The organism is Frigoribacterium sp. AC512, assembly GCF_979258295.1.
In genome coordinates this window covers 1,029,280-1,043,422 of the sequence record NZ_OZ409850.1, presented here as the reverse complement: position 1 = coordinate 1,043,422, position 14,143 = coordinate 1,029,280, and the positions used below count along the sequence as shown (strand labels likewise).

The 14,143-nt window shown below is 74.9% G+C and carries 16 protein-coding genes; 7 read left to right on the top strand and 9 right to left on the bottom strand.

The features are described from left to right. Positions 1 to 41: 41 nt before the first annotated feature. Both ACZZ97_RS04735 and ACZZ97_RS04730 read right to left on the bottom strand, forming a co-directional pair. Entirely contained in the window at positions 42 to 1,019 is a 978-nt protein-coding gene (locus ACZZ97_RS04735) for a siderophore-interacting protein (RefSeq protein ID WP_463472423.1), read from the bottom strand. Positions 1,020 to 1,111: 92 nt separating this feature from the next. Next, a complete protein-coding gene (locus ACZZ97_RS04730; RefSeq protein WP_314100960.1) occupies positions 1,112 to 1,561 on the bottom strand; it encodes an SIP domain-containing protein in 450 nt (149 codons plus the stop codon). Positions 1,562 to 1,880: 319 nt separating this feature from the next. On the opposite strand from ACZZ97_RS04730, the gene ACZZ97_RS04725 reads away from it, so the two are divergent. From ACZZ97_RS04725 to ACZZ97_RS04705, 5 genes are all read left to right on the top strand, one after another. Continuing rightward, positions 1,881 to 3,401 carry an ABC transporter substrate-binding protein gene (locus ACZZ97_RS04725; protein ID WP_463472422.1) on the top strand — a complete coding sequence of 507 codons (1,521 nt, stop codon included), beginning with the start codon at positions 1,881 to 1,883 and terminating at the stop codon, positions 3,399 to 3,401. Beyond that, positions 3,398 to 4,351 carry an ABC transporter permease gene (locus ACZZ97_RS04720; RefSeq protein WP_463472421.1) on the top strand — a complete coding sequence of 318 codons (954 nt, stop codon included), beginning with the start codon at positions 3,398 to 3,400 and terminating at the stop codon, positions 4,349 to 4,351. Before ACZZ97_RS04725 ends, ACZZ97_RS04720 begins: the two co-directional genes overlap by 4 nt. Then, positions 4,348 to 5,289, top strand: coding sequence for an ABC transporter permease (locus tag ACZZ97_RS04715; RefSeq protein ID WP_463472420.1), 942 nt, complete (start codon positions 4,348 to 4,350; stop codon positions 5,287 to 5,289). The genes ACZZ97_RS04720 and ACZZ97_RS04715 overlap by 4 nt, the downstream gene beginning before the upstream one ends. Beyond that, positions 5,286 to 6,059 (top strand): ABC transporter ATP-binding protein, encoded by a 774-nt coding sequence (locus ACZZ97_RS04710; RefSeq protein ID WP_463472419.1) that lies wholly within the window; start codon positions 5,286 to 5,288, stop codon positions 6,057 to 6,059. The genes ACZZ97_RS04715 and ACZZ97_RS04710 overlap by 4 nt, the downstream gene beginning before the upstream one ends. 101 nt (positions 6,060 to 6,160) lie before the next feature. Then, positions 6,161 to 6,904, top strand: a complete 744-nt coding sequence (locus ACZZ97_RS04705; RefSeq protein WP_463473762.1) for an ABC transporter ATP-binding protein — start codon at positions 6,161 to 6,163, stop codon at positions 6,902 to 6,904. Between the two features lie 9 nt (positions 6,905 to 6,913). Here ACZZ97_RS04705 and ACZZ97_RS04700 read toward each other — a convergent pair whose 3' ends face one another. From ACZZ97_RS04700 to ACZZ97_RS04680, 5 genes are all read right to left on the bottom strand, one after another. Further along, positions 6,914 to 8,386 (bottom strand): amidase, encoded by a 1,473-nt coding sequence (locus ACZZ97_RS04700; RefSeq protein WP_314100952.1) that lies wholly within the window; start codon positions 8,384 to 8,386, stop codon positions 6,914 to 6,916. Between the two features lie 32 nt (positions 8,387 to 8,418). After that, positions 8,419 to 9,030 carry a GNAT family N-acetyltransferase gene (locus tag ACZZ97_RS04695; RefSeq protein ID WP_463472418.1) on the bottom strand — a complete coding sequence of 204 codons (612 nt, stop codon included), beginning with the start codon at positions 9,028 to 9,030 and terminating at the stop codon, positions 8,419 to 8,421. A gap of 135 nt (positions 9,031 to 9,165) precedes the next feature. Further along, positions 9,166 to 9,852, bottom strand: coding sequence for a uracil-DNA glycosylase (locus tag ACZZ97_RS04690; protein WP_463472417.1), 687 nt, complete (start codon positions 9,850 to 9,852; stop codon positions 9,166 to 9,168). Continuing rightward, on the bottom strand, positions 9,849 to 10,592 hold the full coding sequence (locus ACZZ97_RS04685) for a Type 1 glutamine amidotransferase-like domain-containing protein (RefSeq protein WP_463472416.1): 744 nt from the start codon (positions 10,590 to 10,592) through the stop codon (positions 9,849 to 9,851). Before ACZZ97_RS04685 ends, ACZZ97_RS04690 begins: the two co-directional genes overlap by 4 nt. Then, positions 10,589 to 11,146, bottom strand: a complete 558-nt coding sequence (locus ACZZ97_RS04680) for a phosphoribosyltransferase (RefSeq protein ID WP_463473761.1) — start codon at positions 11,144 to 11,146, stop codon at positions 10,589 to 10,591. Before ACZZ97_RS04680 ends, ACZZ97_RS04685 begins: the two co-directional genes overlap by 4 nt. 214 nt (positions 11,147 to 11,360) lie before the next feature. Between ACZZ97_RS04680 and ACZZ97_RS04675 the strand changes: the two genes are divergently transcribed. Beyond that, positions 11,361 to 11,660, top strand: coding sequence for a hypothetical protein (locus ACZZ97_RS04675; RefSeq protein WP_314100945.1), 300 nt, complete (start codon positions 11,361 to 11,363; stop codon positions 11,658 to 11,660). 69 nt (positions 11,661 to 11,729) lie between these two features. On the opposite strand, the gene ACZZ97_RS04670 is transcribed toward ACZZ97_RS04675, so the two are convergent. Then, positions 11,730 to 12,494, bottom strand: coding sequence for a YqjF family protein (locus ACZZ97_RS04670; RefSeq protein WP_463472415.1), 765 nt, complete (start codon positions 12,492 to 12,494; stop codon positions 11,730 to 11,732). A gap of 117 nt (positions 12,495 to 12,611) precedes the next feature. On the opposite strand from ACZZ97_RS04670, the gene ACZZ97_RS04665 reads away from it, so the two are divergent. Next, positions 12,612 to 13,256: a hypothetical protein gene (locus tag ACZZ97_RS04665; protein ID WP_463472414.1), complete on the top strand. Its 645-nt coding sequence runs from the start codon at positions 12,612 to 12,614 to the stop codon at positions 13,254 to 13,256. Here ACZZ97_RS04665 and ACZZ97_RS04660 read toward each other — a convergent pair. After that, a complete protein-coding gene (locus tag ACZZ97_RS04660; RefSeq protein ID WP_463472413.1) occupies positions 13,243 to 14,019 on the bottom strand; it encodes an SDR family oxidoreductase in 777 nt (258 codons plus the stop codon). The genes ACZZ97_RS04665 and ACZZ97_RS04660 overlap by 14 nt on opposite strands. Positions 14,020 to 14,143: the final 124 nt, after the last annotated feature.

Here is a 14,143-nt window from a genome sequence, read left to right as displayed (position 1 = left end):
CGCGGCGTGGCCGAAGGGCGGCGCCGGGCGCCGCCCGAGGGTCACATCTCGGCGCGCCCCAGCCGCCAGTAGCCCATGAACGCCACCTGGCGGCGGTCGACGCCGACCTCGCTCACGAGGAACCGTCGCAGCGCCTTGATCGCGCCCGCCTCGCCCGCGAGCCAGGCGTAGAGCTCTCCCTGCAAGGCGGCGCCGTGCGGCGCCTCGCCCTGCGGGACGTCCCAGAGGATCTCGTGCTCGATGTCGACCTCCTCGAGGTCGACGCCGCGGTGCCACGCGGTCACGTAGCGGGCCGTCCATGCTCGGACGGCGGTCTGCAGCGGAGCACCGTAGGCGGCGTCGGCGCGGGCGTCCGCTGCCGCGTCGGCGGCTGACGCCCCGCTGCCGGCGCGCGGCAACCAGTGCACGGTCACGCCCGACGGCGCGACCAACGGCAGCACGTCGTCCGCGGTCGGCACCTCGAGGAACACGCAGCCCCGGGCGTCGGCCGGCAGCGACTCGACGATGGACGAGATGGCGGGCACGGCGGTCTCGTCGCCGGCGATCATCACGGTCGAGGCGTGGCCGGGCGCCCACTCGACGCCGCTGCCGGTGACCCCGCTCGTCGCGTCGGGCCCGATGAGCATGGCCTCGTCGCCGACACGGGTGCGGGCCAGCCAGGACGCCGCGGCTCCCTGGTCGCCGTGGCTGACGAAGTCGACGTCGACCTCGCGGAGATCGGGTCGGACGGCGCGGGCCGTGTAGGTGCGGAAGGCGTTCTGCTCCTGGGCGGGGAGCGCCCGCCATGACGGCCACCAGTCGTCGGTCGGGAACGTGTCGTAGCCGGTGGCCTCGAGGGGCAGCACCAGCTTGATCCGCTGGTCGAGGCCGTCGACGCCGAAGTCGGCGAGGTCGTCGCCGGTGAAGGTCACGCGGACGAAGTGCGGGCTCAGGGCCCGCAGGGCCGCGACGCGCACCCGGTACGGGCGGTGGGCGGGCTTCGGGCGGGCCTCGGGCGGGGCCTCTGCGGTGATCGTCACCAGTTGAGCCTAAGGCATGCCTTACCTAAGTCGTCAGGAGCCGTCTCGACGTCGAACGACAGGTGTCGACCACGAGCCGAGGAGGCGCACGCTCAGACGGCGGTCGCGCCCCGGTCGGAGGACACGCCCTGGTGGGGCGAGACCGTGTCGTGCAGGTCGCGGCGGAGGTCCCACGCGAAGCCCTCGGGGCCCCCGAGCCAGATGAGGTGCTCGGCCTCGGCCAGCGAGTCCGTGTCGACGTACATCTCGGCGAGCCATGCGCGGACGGCGCGCTCGAGCGCCTCGCCGGGTGCACAGGAGAGTCCGCTGCCGGGCGCACCCGAGCGACGGTCGCGGGCGAGCCAGGTGACCGTGACGCGGCCGGGCGACGGAAGCTCCTCGATCTGGGCCGCGGTGTCGACCTCGACGAAGACCTGGCCCCTCGCGCAGATCGGCAGCGCCGCGAGCATGGCGCGCAGGGTGGGGACCGAGGAGGCGTCGCCCGCGAAGAGGACGCGGATCGCGTCGTACGGGAGGGGCGGGTCGGCGAAGTCGAGGAACATGTCCCGCCCAATGTAGGTGAGGCTTGCCTCATCCGCCACTCGACGGCCTGCGCTCGCGGCAGGTGCACAGGCACCGCCGCACGGGGCGCACGCGCGGCCCGGTCCCGGGCCGACCCCGGTGTAGTAGATTCTCTGACGTCCACGGGTCCGGCAGCGACCTGGGGGCGAGGGGCGGCGCGTCAGTCCGGCAGCGACGACGTGCCAGCCGTGGCCCGACGTCCACAAGCGACGACGGTCCTCCTTCGACCGGAGCGTGCAGGTCGCCACGAGCGACGGTGCACGCCGACCCGAACCGCTCCCGAAAGGCACCTCCACCGCCATGCGCCCCTCCCGCCTCCTCGTCCCCGTGGTCGCCGCCGCCGCCTCCCTCGCCCTGCTCGCCGGGTGCACCGCGGGCGGCTCCGACGCCCCGAACGGCGGCTCCGACGCGACCGTGACCGTGGGCCTCGTGCTCGAGCCCTCCGACCTCGACGTCCGCACCACCTCCGGCATCGCCCTCGACCAGGTCCTGATCGACAACGTCTACCAGGGCCTCGTCGGCCGCACGCAGGACAACGAGATCGTCGACGTGCTGGCGAGCGAGCACACGATCAGCGCGGACGGCCTGACCTACACGTTCACGCTGCAGGACGGCGTGACGTTCCACGACGGCGCCGCGATGACCGCGGCCGACGTCGTGTGGTCGCTGCAGCAGGTCGCCGACGACGAGTCGCTCGCGGGCCACGCCGACCTCGCCTCGGTCGCCGACATCAGCTCCCCCGCCGACGACACCGTCGTGCTCACGCTGTCCCAGCCCGACTCGGCCCTGCTGTTCGCGCTGACCGGCCGTGCGGGGCTCGTGCTCGAGCAGGCGGCGACCAACGACCTCTCGACCACCGCCAACGGCACCGGGCCCTTCACCCTCGCCTCGTGGACCCAGGGAGACAACCTGCGCCTCGACCGGAACGCCGACTACTGGGGCGAGGCGGCCGGCGTCGCCGGGGTCGTGTTCCGGTACGTGACGGACGGCTCGGCCGCGATCAACGCGACCCTCTCGGGCGACCTGGACGTGCAGACGGCGGTCGACGCGACCCTCGCCTCCCAGCTCGACGGCGTCGACGGCATCACGGTCGAGAAGGGCCAGACGACCGACAAGTACACCCTCGCTTTCAACAACGCCGTCGCCCCCTTCACCGACCCGCGGGTGCGCCAGGCGATCCGGATGGCCGTCGACAACGACGCGCTGATCGCGGCCGTCGGCGGCTCGGCCGTCGACCAGGGCGGCCCGATCCCCGAGCTCGACCCCGGCTACGAGGACCTCACGGACGTCGACGCCTACGACCCCGACCAGGCGAAGCAGCTCCTGGCCGAGGCGGGCCACGCCGACGACCTCGACCTCACGCTCGAGTACGCGAACTTCTACCCCGCCGCGATCGGCGACGTGCTCACCACCCAGCTCGCCGACGTGGGCGTCACGCTGACGGTGCAGCAGGTGGACTTCACGACGTGGCTGAACGACGTGCTCGCGCCGCCCGCCGACGGCGGCACGCGCGACTTCCAGCTGAGCATGGTGAACCACGCCGAGACCCACGACTTCTCGAACTGGGCCGACCCGACCTACTACTGGGGCTACGACTCGGCTCCCGTCCAGCAGCTGTACGCCGAGTCGCTGGCCGCGACCGACCCCGAGGTCGCCGCCTCGCAGCTCGCCGAGGCCGCCCGGATCGTCTCGGAGGACGCCCCGGCCGAGTGGCTGTACACCGCCACGACGCTGACGGCCGTGCGCGACGGCGTGACGGGCTTCCCGACGTCGTCCACCAGCACCCGCCTCGACCTGTCCGCGCTGGCCGTCTCGGAGTGACCCGGTTCCTGCTCGGACGCACGGCCCTCTTCGCCCTGGGGCTCGTGGTCGCGAGCGTGCTGATCTTCGTGACGCTCCGCCTCCTGCCGGGCGACGTGGCGCAGGCGATCGCGGGCACGACGGGCTCGCCCGCCCAGGTCGCGGCGCTGCGCGAGCAGCTGGGCCTCGACCGGCCGATCGTCGCGCAGTACCTCGACTGGGCCGCCGGCCTGCTGCGGCTCGACCTCGGCGAGTCGCTCGTGACGGGCAGCCCCGTCGCCGGCGAGATCGCGGAGAAGCTCGGCGTGACCCTGCCGCTGGCGGGGCTCTCGCTGGTCTTCGGGCTCCTGATCGGAGTGCCCGCCGGCGTCTGGGCCGCCGCCCGGCACCGCCGACCCGTCGGCCTCGTCGTCGGCGTCGGCTCGCAGCTGCTCGCCGCGGTGCCGGCCGTGTGGCTCGGCATGCTCCTCATCGCCCTGTTCGCGGTGACGCTCGGCTGGCTGCCCACCCAGGGCTGGCCCCTCGACGGCTGGCAGGACCCCGGGCGGGCGCTCCGCTCGCTCGTGCTGCCTGCCCTCACGATCGGCATCATCGAGGGTGCGGTGCTGCTGCGCTTCACCCGGTCGGCCGCGATCGGCGCGCTCGACCAGGACTACGTCCGCGCCGCCGCGGCCAAGGGCATGACGCTCGACCGCGCGCTGCTCCGGCACGGCCTGCCGAACGTGATGCTCAGCGTCGTCAGCGTGCTCGGCCTGCAGGTCGTCGGTCTCGTGGTGGGCGCCGTCGTCGTCGAGCAGCTCTTCACGCTGCCCGGTCTCGGACGGATGCTCGTCACCGACGTCGGCCGCCGCGACCTCACCAAGGTCCAGGGCGAGCTGATGACGCTCACCGCGATCGTCCTGTTCGTCGGGCTGCTCGTCGACGTCGCGCACCGTCGGCTCGACCCCCGGCTGCGCGAGGTCGAGCGATGAGGCGCGGCTCGTTCGTGCGCGCCCTGCTGCGCCGACCCCAGGGCGCGGCAGCCGTCGCCTGGCTCTCGCTCGTCGCCCTCGCCGCGGCGGTCAGCCGGGTCTGGACCCCGACCGACCCGTTCCGCACGGATCCCTACTCGGCCTGGCTGCCCCCGTCGGGGACGCACCTGTTCGGCACCGACGCCGTCGGCCGCGACATCGCCAGCTACGTGATGGCCGCGAGCGGCACCACCGTGGTCGTCGCCGTCTCGGCCGGCCTCCTCGCGCTCGTCGTCGGGCTCGGCCTGGCCGCCCTCGGCTCGCTGACCGCCCGCATCGTGCGCGAGTCGGTCGCCGTGCTGATCGACGTGCTCGTCGCGTTCCCCACCATCCTCGTCGCGATGGCCCTCGCCGCGGCGTTCGGCGGGTCGCTCGGGGTCGTCGTGGTCGCCGCCGGCCTCGGCTACGGGGTGACGATCGCCCGCGTCTCCCGCAGCGAGATCCGCCGGGTCGCCCGGGAGGACTACGTCACCGCCGCCCGCGCGTCGGGCGCCGGGACCGCGACGGTGCTGCTGCGGCACGTGCTGCCGAACATCGCCCCGGTGTTCGTCGTGCAGCTGTCGCTCGCGATGGCGACGTCGATCCTCGCGGAGGCGGGCCTGTCGTTCCTCGGCTACGGGGCGTCGGCCGAGACGGCCTCGTGGGGGCGCCTCCTCGCCGACCTGCAGAAGTTCCTCGGCGTGCACCCGTGGACGATCGTCTGGCCCGGGCTCGCGATCACGCTGACCGTGCTGGCGCTCAACCTGCTGGGCGACGCGGTGCGCGACGCCGCCGACCCGCGGCTCCGCAGCGGCGGGCGACGTGCCGCCCTGTCCGTGGACCCCGGCGCCCCGGCCGCCCCCACGGCCGCGCCTGCCGCTGCCGACTCCCCCGCCGCCTCCCCCGGAGTGACCTCGTGAGCCTCGACGTCGACGACCTGACCGTGACGATCGACGGGCACCGCGTCGTCGACGGCGTCTCGCTGCACCTCGCGGACGGCGCCCGGCTCGGCCTGATCGGCGAGTCCGGCTCGGGCAAGTCGATGACGACGCTCGCCGTCCTCGGCCTGCTGCCGCCGCAGGCCGTCGTGACGGGCAGCATCCGCCTCGACGGCCGGGAGCTCGTCGGCCTCTCCGACCGGCAGCTCGCCCCGTTGCGGGGAGCGACGATCGCCGCCGTGTTCCAGGACCCGCGCACGGCCCTCGACCCCGTCATGACCATCGGGCGTCAGGTGGCCGAGCCGCTGCGCCTGCACGGCCGCGTGTCGCGGACCGACGCGCGCCGCCGTGCCGTCGAGGCCCTGGCCGAGGTCGGGCTCGACGAGTCGGTCGCCGACTCGTGGCCGCACCAGCTGTCGGGCGGTCAGCGCCAGCGCGCCGTCATCGCGACGGCGCTCATCGCGCGTCCGGCCGTGCTGCTCGCCGACGAGCCGACGACCGCGCTCGACGTGACGACCCAGGCCGAGGTGCTCGCGCTGTTCCGCCGGCTGGTCGACGAGCGCGGCGCCTCGCTCCTGTTCGTGACCCACGACCTCGCGGTGCTGGCACAGGTCGCCGAGGAGGCGGCGGTGCTGTCCCGGGGACGCGTGGTCGAGAGCGGGCCGGTCGCCCGCCTCCTCCGCTCGCCTGCTCACCCCGTGACGCGCGGCCTGGTCGAGGCGACGCGCGCGACGACCTGGAGGGCACCGTGACCGACTCGCTCGCACAGCACGACGACGGCGGAGCCGACACGGGACCCGACGCCGGCGCCGGGCCGCTGCTCCGCGGCCGCGGGCTCTCGCGCACCTTCACGCTGCCCCGCCGGTCGCCGTTCCAGCCCGGGCCCGTGCGGCACGCCCTCGTCGAGGCCGACCTCGACGTCGGGCGGGGCGAGAGCGTCGCGCTGATCGGCGAGTCCGGCTCGGGCAAGTCGACCCTGGTGCGCCTCCTGCTCGCGCTCGACCGGCCGACGGCCGGCACGGTGACCTTCGACGGGCGGGACGTGCGGCCCGACCGCGCGTCGCGCCTCCGCTGGCTGCGCCGCCGCACGGGCGTCGTGCTGCAGGACCCGTACAGCTCGCTCGACCCGCGCATGCGGATCGGCGACGTCGTGGCCGAGCCGCTGCGCCTCCTGCACGTGCCGGGCGACCACGAGCGCATGGTCGCCGACGTGCTCGACCGTGTCGGGCTCGACCCCCGGGGCGTCGACCTGTGGCCGCACGAGCTGAGCGGCGGCCAGCGACAGCGCGTCGCCCTCGCTCGCGCCGTGGTGCACGGGCCCGACCTGCTCGTCGGCGACGAGCCGATGAGCGCGCTCGACGTGACCGTGCGCGCGCAGATCCTCGCCCTGCTGGCCGAGCTGCGCGACGACCTCGGGCTGTCGCTGCTCATCGTCTCGCACGACGTCGGACTCGTGCAGCACCTGAGCGACCGGGTGGCCGTGCTGCAGGGCGGCCGGATCGTCGAGCAGGGCGCCACCGCCGACGTGCTCGGGCGGCCGCAGCACGACTACACGAGGCGGCTCATCGCGTCGGTGCCGACCCTCGACGGGCCCTGACGGCGCGCCTCACCAGCAGTCGGGGTGCCGCCGCTGCCAGCGCAGCCGGCGCTCGAGCTGCGCGCCGATCGCGAGCAGCACGTCCTCGCGACCCGGTCGGCCGATCAGCTGGACCCCCGCGGGCAGCCCGTCGACCTCGGCCACCGGCAGCGTGATCGCCGGCAGGCCCGCGACGTTGACGAACGAGGTGAACGGCGACACGAGGCACTGCTGCTCGAACGCCCGCTCGGGGTCGTCGGCGTCGTGCCAGCCGAGGGCCGGCGGCAGCAGGGCGAGCGACGGCGTCAGCACGGCGTCGAAGCGGTCGAAGGCCGTGATGACGCTCTGCTCGTAGGCGCTGAGGCCGGCGAGGGCGGCGCCCAGCTCGCGGGCGCCGACCTCGCGGCCCCGGCGGACGAGCCACGCCGTCATCGGCTCGAGCAGGGCGAAGTCGGCGTCGGTCTCGGCCGGGATGCCCGCCGCGCCGGCCTGCCAGATCGTCCGGAACAGGGCCGCGTAGTCCGGGGACCCCGGGCCCGAGTCGGGCAGCGACGCGTCGTCCACGCCGTGCCCCAGCACGTCGAGCTGGTCGGCGGTGTCGCGCAGCACCCCGAGGAGGCGCGGGTCGACCCGGACGTCGTACGCGTCGTCCCACGGGCTGGCCGTCAGCACCCCGAGCTGGAACCGTCCCTCGCCGCGGACGGCGGTCCCGAGCCACGCCCCGTCGGGCGAGCCGGGCGCCCGCAGGGCGAAGTGGTCGCGTGGCGCGCGGCCGTCGGGCGAGACCATGGCGTCGAGCAGCATCGCGGCGTCGGCGACGGTGCGGGCGATCGGGCCGCCGACGGCGAGGCCGCCGAGGCTCGTGATGCCCGACTGGGCCGGCACCCGGCCGCGGGAGGGCTTGAGGCCGACGAGCCCGGTCATGGCGGCAGGGATGCGGATCGAGCCGCCACCGTCCGAGCCGGGGGCGAACGGCAGCAGGCCGGCGGCCACCGCAGCCGCCGCTCCCCCGCTCGAGCCGCCCGCGCCGAGGTCGCGCCGCCAGGGGTTGCGCGTGACGGGACCGACGACGGGCTCCGTGTAGCCGGTGAGGCCGAACTCGGGCGTCGCCGTCTTGCCGAGGCTGACCGCGCCGGCCTCGCCCAGCACCGCGGAGATCTCCGAGTCCTGCTCGGCGACGCGCCCGCGGGAGAGCCGCGAGCCGAGACCGGTCGGCAGGCCGGCGCGGTCGGTGAGGTCCTTGTCGGCCAGGGGCAGGCCCCACAGCGGGGCGGTGCTGCGCCCGGCGCGCCCGAGCTCGTCGGCCCGGTCCCGTGCGGCGTCGGCCCCGACCGCGACGAACGCGCCGATTCCGTCGTCTGCGGCGCCGCCGTCGCCGCCGGATCCGGAGTCGAGCCGCTCGATGCGAGCCAGGTAGTGGTCGGTCAACTCACGGGGCGTGACCTCGCCGCGGCGGAGCCAGTCCCACTGCTCCTGGGCGCTGAGGTGGTGGAGTTCGAACACGCACCCGAGCCTAGGCGCAGGGCGCTCGGCCCTCAGGCGCGCGGCGCGGAGTCGCGACGGCGACGCTTCTTCAGCGACTTCTGCATCGTGACCGTGCCGAGCCAGCGGCCGAACTTGAAGCCGACCCGGCCCATCCGGCCCACCTCGACGAAGCCGAGCCGGGCGTGCAGGGCGATCGAGGCCTCAGCCTTGGCGTCGGCGATGACCGCGATCATCTCGCGGATGCCGGCCTCCCTGCAGGCCTCGACCAGCGCCTCCAGCAGGGCCCGGCCGAGGCCACGGCCGGTCGCCGCCGCCCGGAGGAAGATCGACGTCTCGACCGTGTACCGGTACGCGGCCTTGCCGCCCCACGGCGTCGCGTGGGCGTAGCCCAGCACCTCGCCGACCGGGCTGACCGCCACGAGGAACGGCATGCCGAGCTTCTGGCCGACGGCCGCCTTGCGCCGCCACTCGGCCAGGGTCGTCGCCTTCTCGTCGAAGGTCACGCTCGAGTTGGCGACGTAGTGGGAGTGGATCTCGCGGACGTACGGCAGGTCGGCGGACTCGAGCGGCCTGATCTCGAACGAGAACTCGGGCTCAGGAGTCGGCGCAGGACGGAGCTGGCGCGGCAGCTGCCGCCTCTGCTGGTATTCCTCCTCGAGCACGTCCCCACTCTGGCACGCCGCGGCCTCCTCATTCAGGAAGATCGGTCCTGGATCGCGCGACGGGGGAACGCGAGTCCTGGACCATGCACGTCGCAGGACTCGCGGCCCGAGGGTTCCTGAACCGCGCCGGCAAGCTCAGGGCTGGTCGGGCAGGCGCCAGTCGACGGGCGTGCCGCCCTGCTGCACGAGCAGCTCGTCGACCCGGCTGAACGGCCGCGACCCGAAGAAGCCGCGCGACGCCGAGAGCGGGCTCGGGTGGGCGGACTGCACGGTCGGCACCTCGCCGAGCATCGGCACCAGGGAGGCTGCGTCACGCCCCCAGAGCAGGCCCACGAGCGGTCCGCCGCGGGCCGCGAGCACCTCGACGGCGCGCTGGGTCACGGGCTCCCAGCCCTTGCCGCGGTGCGAACCGGCCTCGCCGGGACGTACCGTCAGCACGCGGTTGAGCAGCATGACCCCGTTGCGCTGCCACGAGGTGAGGTCGCCGTGCGCGACGGGCGGGTGGCCGAGGTCGTCGTGCAGCTCACGGTAGATGTTCGCGAGGCTGCGCGGCACGGGCCGGACGTCGGGCGCAGTGGCGAACGAGAGCCCGATCGGGTGGCCGGGCGTCGGGTAGGGATCCTGGCCGACGACGAGCACCTTCACCTCGTCGAGCGGCGTCGTGAAGACGCGGAGCACGGCCTCGCCGGCGGGCAGGTAGCCGCGACCGGCGCGCACCTCGGCGCGGAGGTACTCGCCCATGTCGGCGACGAGCGGCGCGACGGGCGCGAGCGCCTCGGCCCAGCTCGGGTGCACCAGGTCGGCGAGCGGGCGCGCGATCACTCCGCGCCCAGCGAGCCGACGGAGACGCCGACGACGTCGCCCTGCTCGTCGACCTGCGGCTCGACGCGCCAGACGCTTCCGCGGCCGAGCACGGTCAGGGCGCCCTCCCCGACGACGAGGGCGGTGTGCTCGTCGATCGCGACGCCTCCTCGGACCATGCCGGCCTCGGTCGCGGCGACCAGGCGCGTGAGCGTGCCCCACTGGGCGGCGTGCACGTCGACGGCGAGGTCGACGAGGCCGAGGCCCTCGCCGAGCTCGACCTCGTCGAGGTCCTCCGCGGCGTCCTGCGGGCAGACGGGGACGTCGCCGATCAGCCAGCCGCCGAGCAGGGCCCGGTCGGCGGCGATGGCGGCACCGGCCGAGAACCCGACGTAGGGCAGGCCGTCGCTGACGAGGAGGCGCACCTGGTCGACCAGCGGAGCCACGGCCTCGAGGTAGGCCGGCGTCAGCCCGCCGCCGACGACGAGGCCGTCGACGTCGCTGAGCACCCGGGTGTCGAAGACGTCGCCGGCCTCGACGACGGTCGTGACGACCTCGCAGCGGCCGCCCGACGCGATGAGGGCGGGGAAACCGGTGCGCCACTCCTCGGAGGGCGAGTCGTCGGCCACGACGACGAGGACGCCGACACGGGGGACGTCGCGCCCGACCGCGCGGCCGCGGACCGCCGCCTCGGCGACGAAGAGGTCGTACAGCCCGGGCTCGTCGGGCGCCCAGCCGCCGCCCACCAGGTGGATGCTCACGAGGCGTCCCCCTGTCCGGCGTCGCGGGTCACGGGAGGCAGGGCGCTCCAGGGGAAGGTGATCCACTGGGAGGTGCGCTTCCAGGTGAAGTCGGGCTCGAGGATGGTCTGCGGCTTGCTGTAGAGGCACACGGTGCGCACCTCGGAGGCGACCTCGGCGAGCAGGTCGCGGACGAGGGCGAGGGTGCGGCCGGAGTCGGAGACGTCGTCGACGACGAGCACCCGCTTGCCGGCCAGCGCCGGGGCGTCGAGGGTCGGCGGCAGCAGGACGGGCTCGGGCAGGCGCTCGTCGACGCCGGTGTAGAACTCGACGTTGATCGACCCGCACATCTTCGTGTCGAGGGCGTACGAGATCGCGCCTGCGAGCACGAGCCCGCCGCGCGCCACGGCGACGATCACGTCGGGCGTGAAGTCGGCGGCCACGACGTCGCGGGCGAGGTGCCGGGCGGCCTCGCCGAACTCGAGCCAGCCGAGGACCTCGCGCTCGCCCGAGGCGGCGGACGCAGACCCGGATCCGGAGGACGCGGGTGCAGCCGCGTCGGGGTCGCCGGCCACGTCGTCCTCCACCACGACGGAGGCCGCTCCGGCCGACGAGGGGTCGAGGTCGGACGGGGCGTCGGGTGAGGAGACCATCCCGCAACCGTACCGGGCCGGGCCGGACTCGGCGACGCCCGTCGCGCGTCGGGACTCGGGCGCCTGAGGAGCCCCGGCGAGCCGATCCGCGTCGTGCGACGTCGCCTGCGGGCTGGTGAGCTCTAGGATCAGCCTCATGAGCGACTCCTCCCCCTCACTGCCCTCCGTCGACCTCACTGCGGCAGCGCTCACCGACGAGCAAGGATCCCTCGCCGACGCCGCTCGCGAGGAGGTCCAGGCGTTCCTGGCCAGCCCTTCCGAGGACATCCACGACGCGGCCGCGGCCGCCGTCTCCGCCCTGGAGGACGCCGTCGACGCCCATGTCCCCGTCGCGGACCTCTCGGCGGCACTCGACGCCAGCCCGGAAGCCGTCCAGGCGATCATCGACCACGACATCGATCTCGAGGCCCTGCACCCCGACAACAACGTCGACTGACCACGACGCGTCAGCCTGTGGCAGCCCCGCGCAGGGACCGGCCCGCGACGGGTCGGCGTCCGCGCCCCGTCACCGGCCGGCCACCTCCCACCGCCCGCCGGGAGGCGCGAACACCGTGTCGACCCCGTCCGACCAGAGCAGCGAGTCGGGTGCGCGGTCGGTGACCCCGGGCAGCCCCGAGTCGGCGACGAGCTCGTCGTCGAGGTCGACGAGCTCGGCGCGGCGCAGCGGCCACGACGCGTGCTCGTTCGGCCAGTAGCGGGTGCGTCCGCCGCGGGCCACGTGCATTCCCCACCGGCCGGTGAGGAAGTCCGCGAGGGGGTCGCCGACCACCTCGTCGGCGAGCGGGCGGACGGAGAGGCGGCTGGACGGCCGCGCTCCGGGGCCGTGGCGGCGGGACGCGTACTCGACGACGCCTCCTCGGTCTCGTCTCGACATCGACGCCCAGCGGTAGGGCAGGCCGAGACCGGCCTGCGCGCCCAGCACCGGCAGCAGCTTCTGCGCCTCGAGGGTGCGGAACACGACGCCCCGGCGACCGAGGTCGTCGACCGAGTACAGCCGCACGTTCGTCTCGAGGAACGAGCCCGCCCACGGCACGGCGGGCAGCGGCCCGAACGCGCTGCCCGAGAGACGGAACGGGATGAGCCCGACCCACGTCGAGCCGTCGTGCACGTCGGGCCGGGTGCCCGGCGGCAGCAGCGGCGCGACCCGCTCGGGCTCCACCCGCCAGTGCGCGAACGCCAGGCCGCCCCAGTGCTGACGCACGAAGGGGCGACGGAGCAGAGGAGGCGCGGTGGCGGACACCGGTGAGGCGTCGCGCGGGGAGGCGGTCATGACGCCACCGTAGACAGCCCTCCGCCGCCCTGTCACAGCCTCGGCCGTCCGTGGCTAGCCTGGTGCGCGACCACCCCCGCTCGTCGCTCGCGACGCCCGTCCCCCAGGAGGCTGCCCGTGCCCCACGGTCCCGGCCAGCGCCGCCGCGCCGAGCGGTCCGCCCTCGAGCGGTCGGTCGACGAGGGGCTCCTGATCGTCCGCTCGGCCCTCGTGGTCTCGGCGACCAACCACGTCATCCGGCGAGCGCTGCAGGAGGCGCTGCCCTTCGACGAGGACGTGGCCACCGAGGTCGTCCGCGACGACATGGCCCGCCTGGCCGAGCAGCAGCTCGCCGGGGCCGCCCGCGTGCGGCGCCTGCGCCGCCAGACCGGCCGCGCCTACGGCCAGTCGAGGCACCAGTTCGACTACCGCACCGACGACGCCGGCGCGCTCAAGCTCCGCGAGGCGACCGCCAAGGCGCTCGCCGCCGAGCTGACCAGGAGGCGCGACGACGACGCGTTCGTCGGCGGGGTCGTCGAGGCGGCCAGGTCGCGCGCCTGGGACGACGTCGGCAGCACCGTGGTCGACCGGCTCGGCTGGGCCGCGTCGCCCGCGCCGGACTACGACGACGGGCGGGACGAGCGCATCCGCGGGCTCGTCGAGGGCGACCTCGCCGAGCTGCTGCGCACGGTCGGACGCGAGGACGGCGCCGACCCGGTTCTCGACCGCGACGTGGGCACCGGCCCCGAGACGGGTGCGGGCGCCGGCCTCAGTCGCGGCTGACCCGGAGCGGTCCCTTCGCGATCTTGTACGGGGCGGCCTGGGCGACCGGCTTGATCGTCACGAGGTCGAGGTTCACGTGCGCCGGCAGCTCGACCGAGTGCACGATCGCCTCCGCGACGTCCTCGGCGACGAGCGGCGCCTCCACCGCCGAGTAGACGGCGTCGGCCCGCGCCTGGTCGCCGCCGAAGCGGACCAGCGAGAACTCCTCGGTGTGCACCATCCCCGGCGCGATCTCGACCACCCGGATCGGCTCCCCCGCGAGCTCGAGGCGGAGGACCGCGACGAGCGCGTGCTCGGCGAACTTCGACGCGTTGTAGCCGCCGCCGCCCTCGTACGCGACGTGGCCCGCGATGGAGGTGACCGTCACGACGTCGGCGCCGCCCGCCTCCTCGGCCCCTCGCCGCAGCGCGGGCAGCAGCGCCGACACGGCGCGCTTCGTGCCGAGCACGTTGACCTCGAACATGCGTCGCCAGTCGTCGACCGAGCCGTGCTCGACCGAGTCGAGGCCGAAGGCGCCGCCGGCGTTGTTGACGAGCACGTGCAGCGGGCCGGTCTCGTCGACGTGCGCGCTCAGGGCCGCGACGTCGTCGTCGCTCGTGACGTCGGCCCGGAACCAGCTCGCCCCGGTCTCGTCGGCGAGCGCCCGGAGGCGGTCCTCGCGTCGGGCGACCGCGAGCACGTCCCAGCCCCGTGCCCGGAACAGCCGGACCGTCGCCGCGCCGATGCCCGAGCTCGCTCCCGTGACCAGTGCCCGCTTCGCCATGTGCCGCCCTCTTCGTTCGTTCGTTCTCGTCCGTGATGACCGTCGCGTGCTGCCTGCGGCCGCCGCCCACGCTAGCGCGGCGGGCCGACGTCGCCCGTTACGCCCCGAGTCCCCCGTCGTGGAC

What these genes read in the sequence shown, in the direction of transcription:
- ACZZ97_RS04660 (WP_463472413.1), bottom strand. Translation starts at nt 14,019, where the DNA reads ATGGCGAAGCGGGCACTGGTCACGGGAGCGAGCTCGGGCATCGGCGCG.
- ACZZ97_RS04725 (WP_463472422.1), top strand. Translation starts at nt 1,881, where the DNA reads ATGCGCCCCTCCCGCCTCCTCGTCCCCGTGGTCGCCGCCGCCGCCTCC.
- ACZZ97_RS04670 (WP_463472415.1), bottom strand. Translation starts at nt 12,494, where the DNA reads ATGACCGCCTCCCCGCGCGACGCCTCACCGGTGTCCGCCACCGCGCCT.
- ACZZ97_RS04675 (WP_314100945.1), top strand. Translation starts at nt 11,361, where the DNA reads ATGAGCGACTCCTCCCCCTCACTGCCCTCCGTCGACCTCACTGCGGCA.
- ACZZ97_RS04715 (WP_463472420.1), top strand. Translation starts at nt 4,348, where the DNA reads ATGAGGCGCGGCTCGTTCGTGCGCGCCCTGCTGCGCCGACCCCAGGGC.
- ACZZ97_RS04730 (WP_314100960.1), bottom strand. Translation starts at nt 1,561, where the DNA reads ATGTTCCTCGACTTCGCCGACCCGCCCCTCCCGTACGACGCGATCCGC.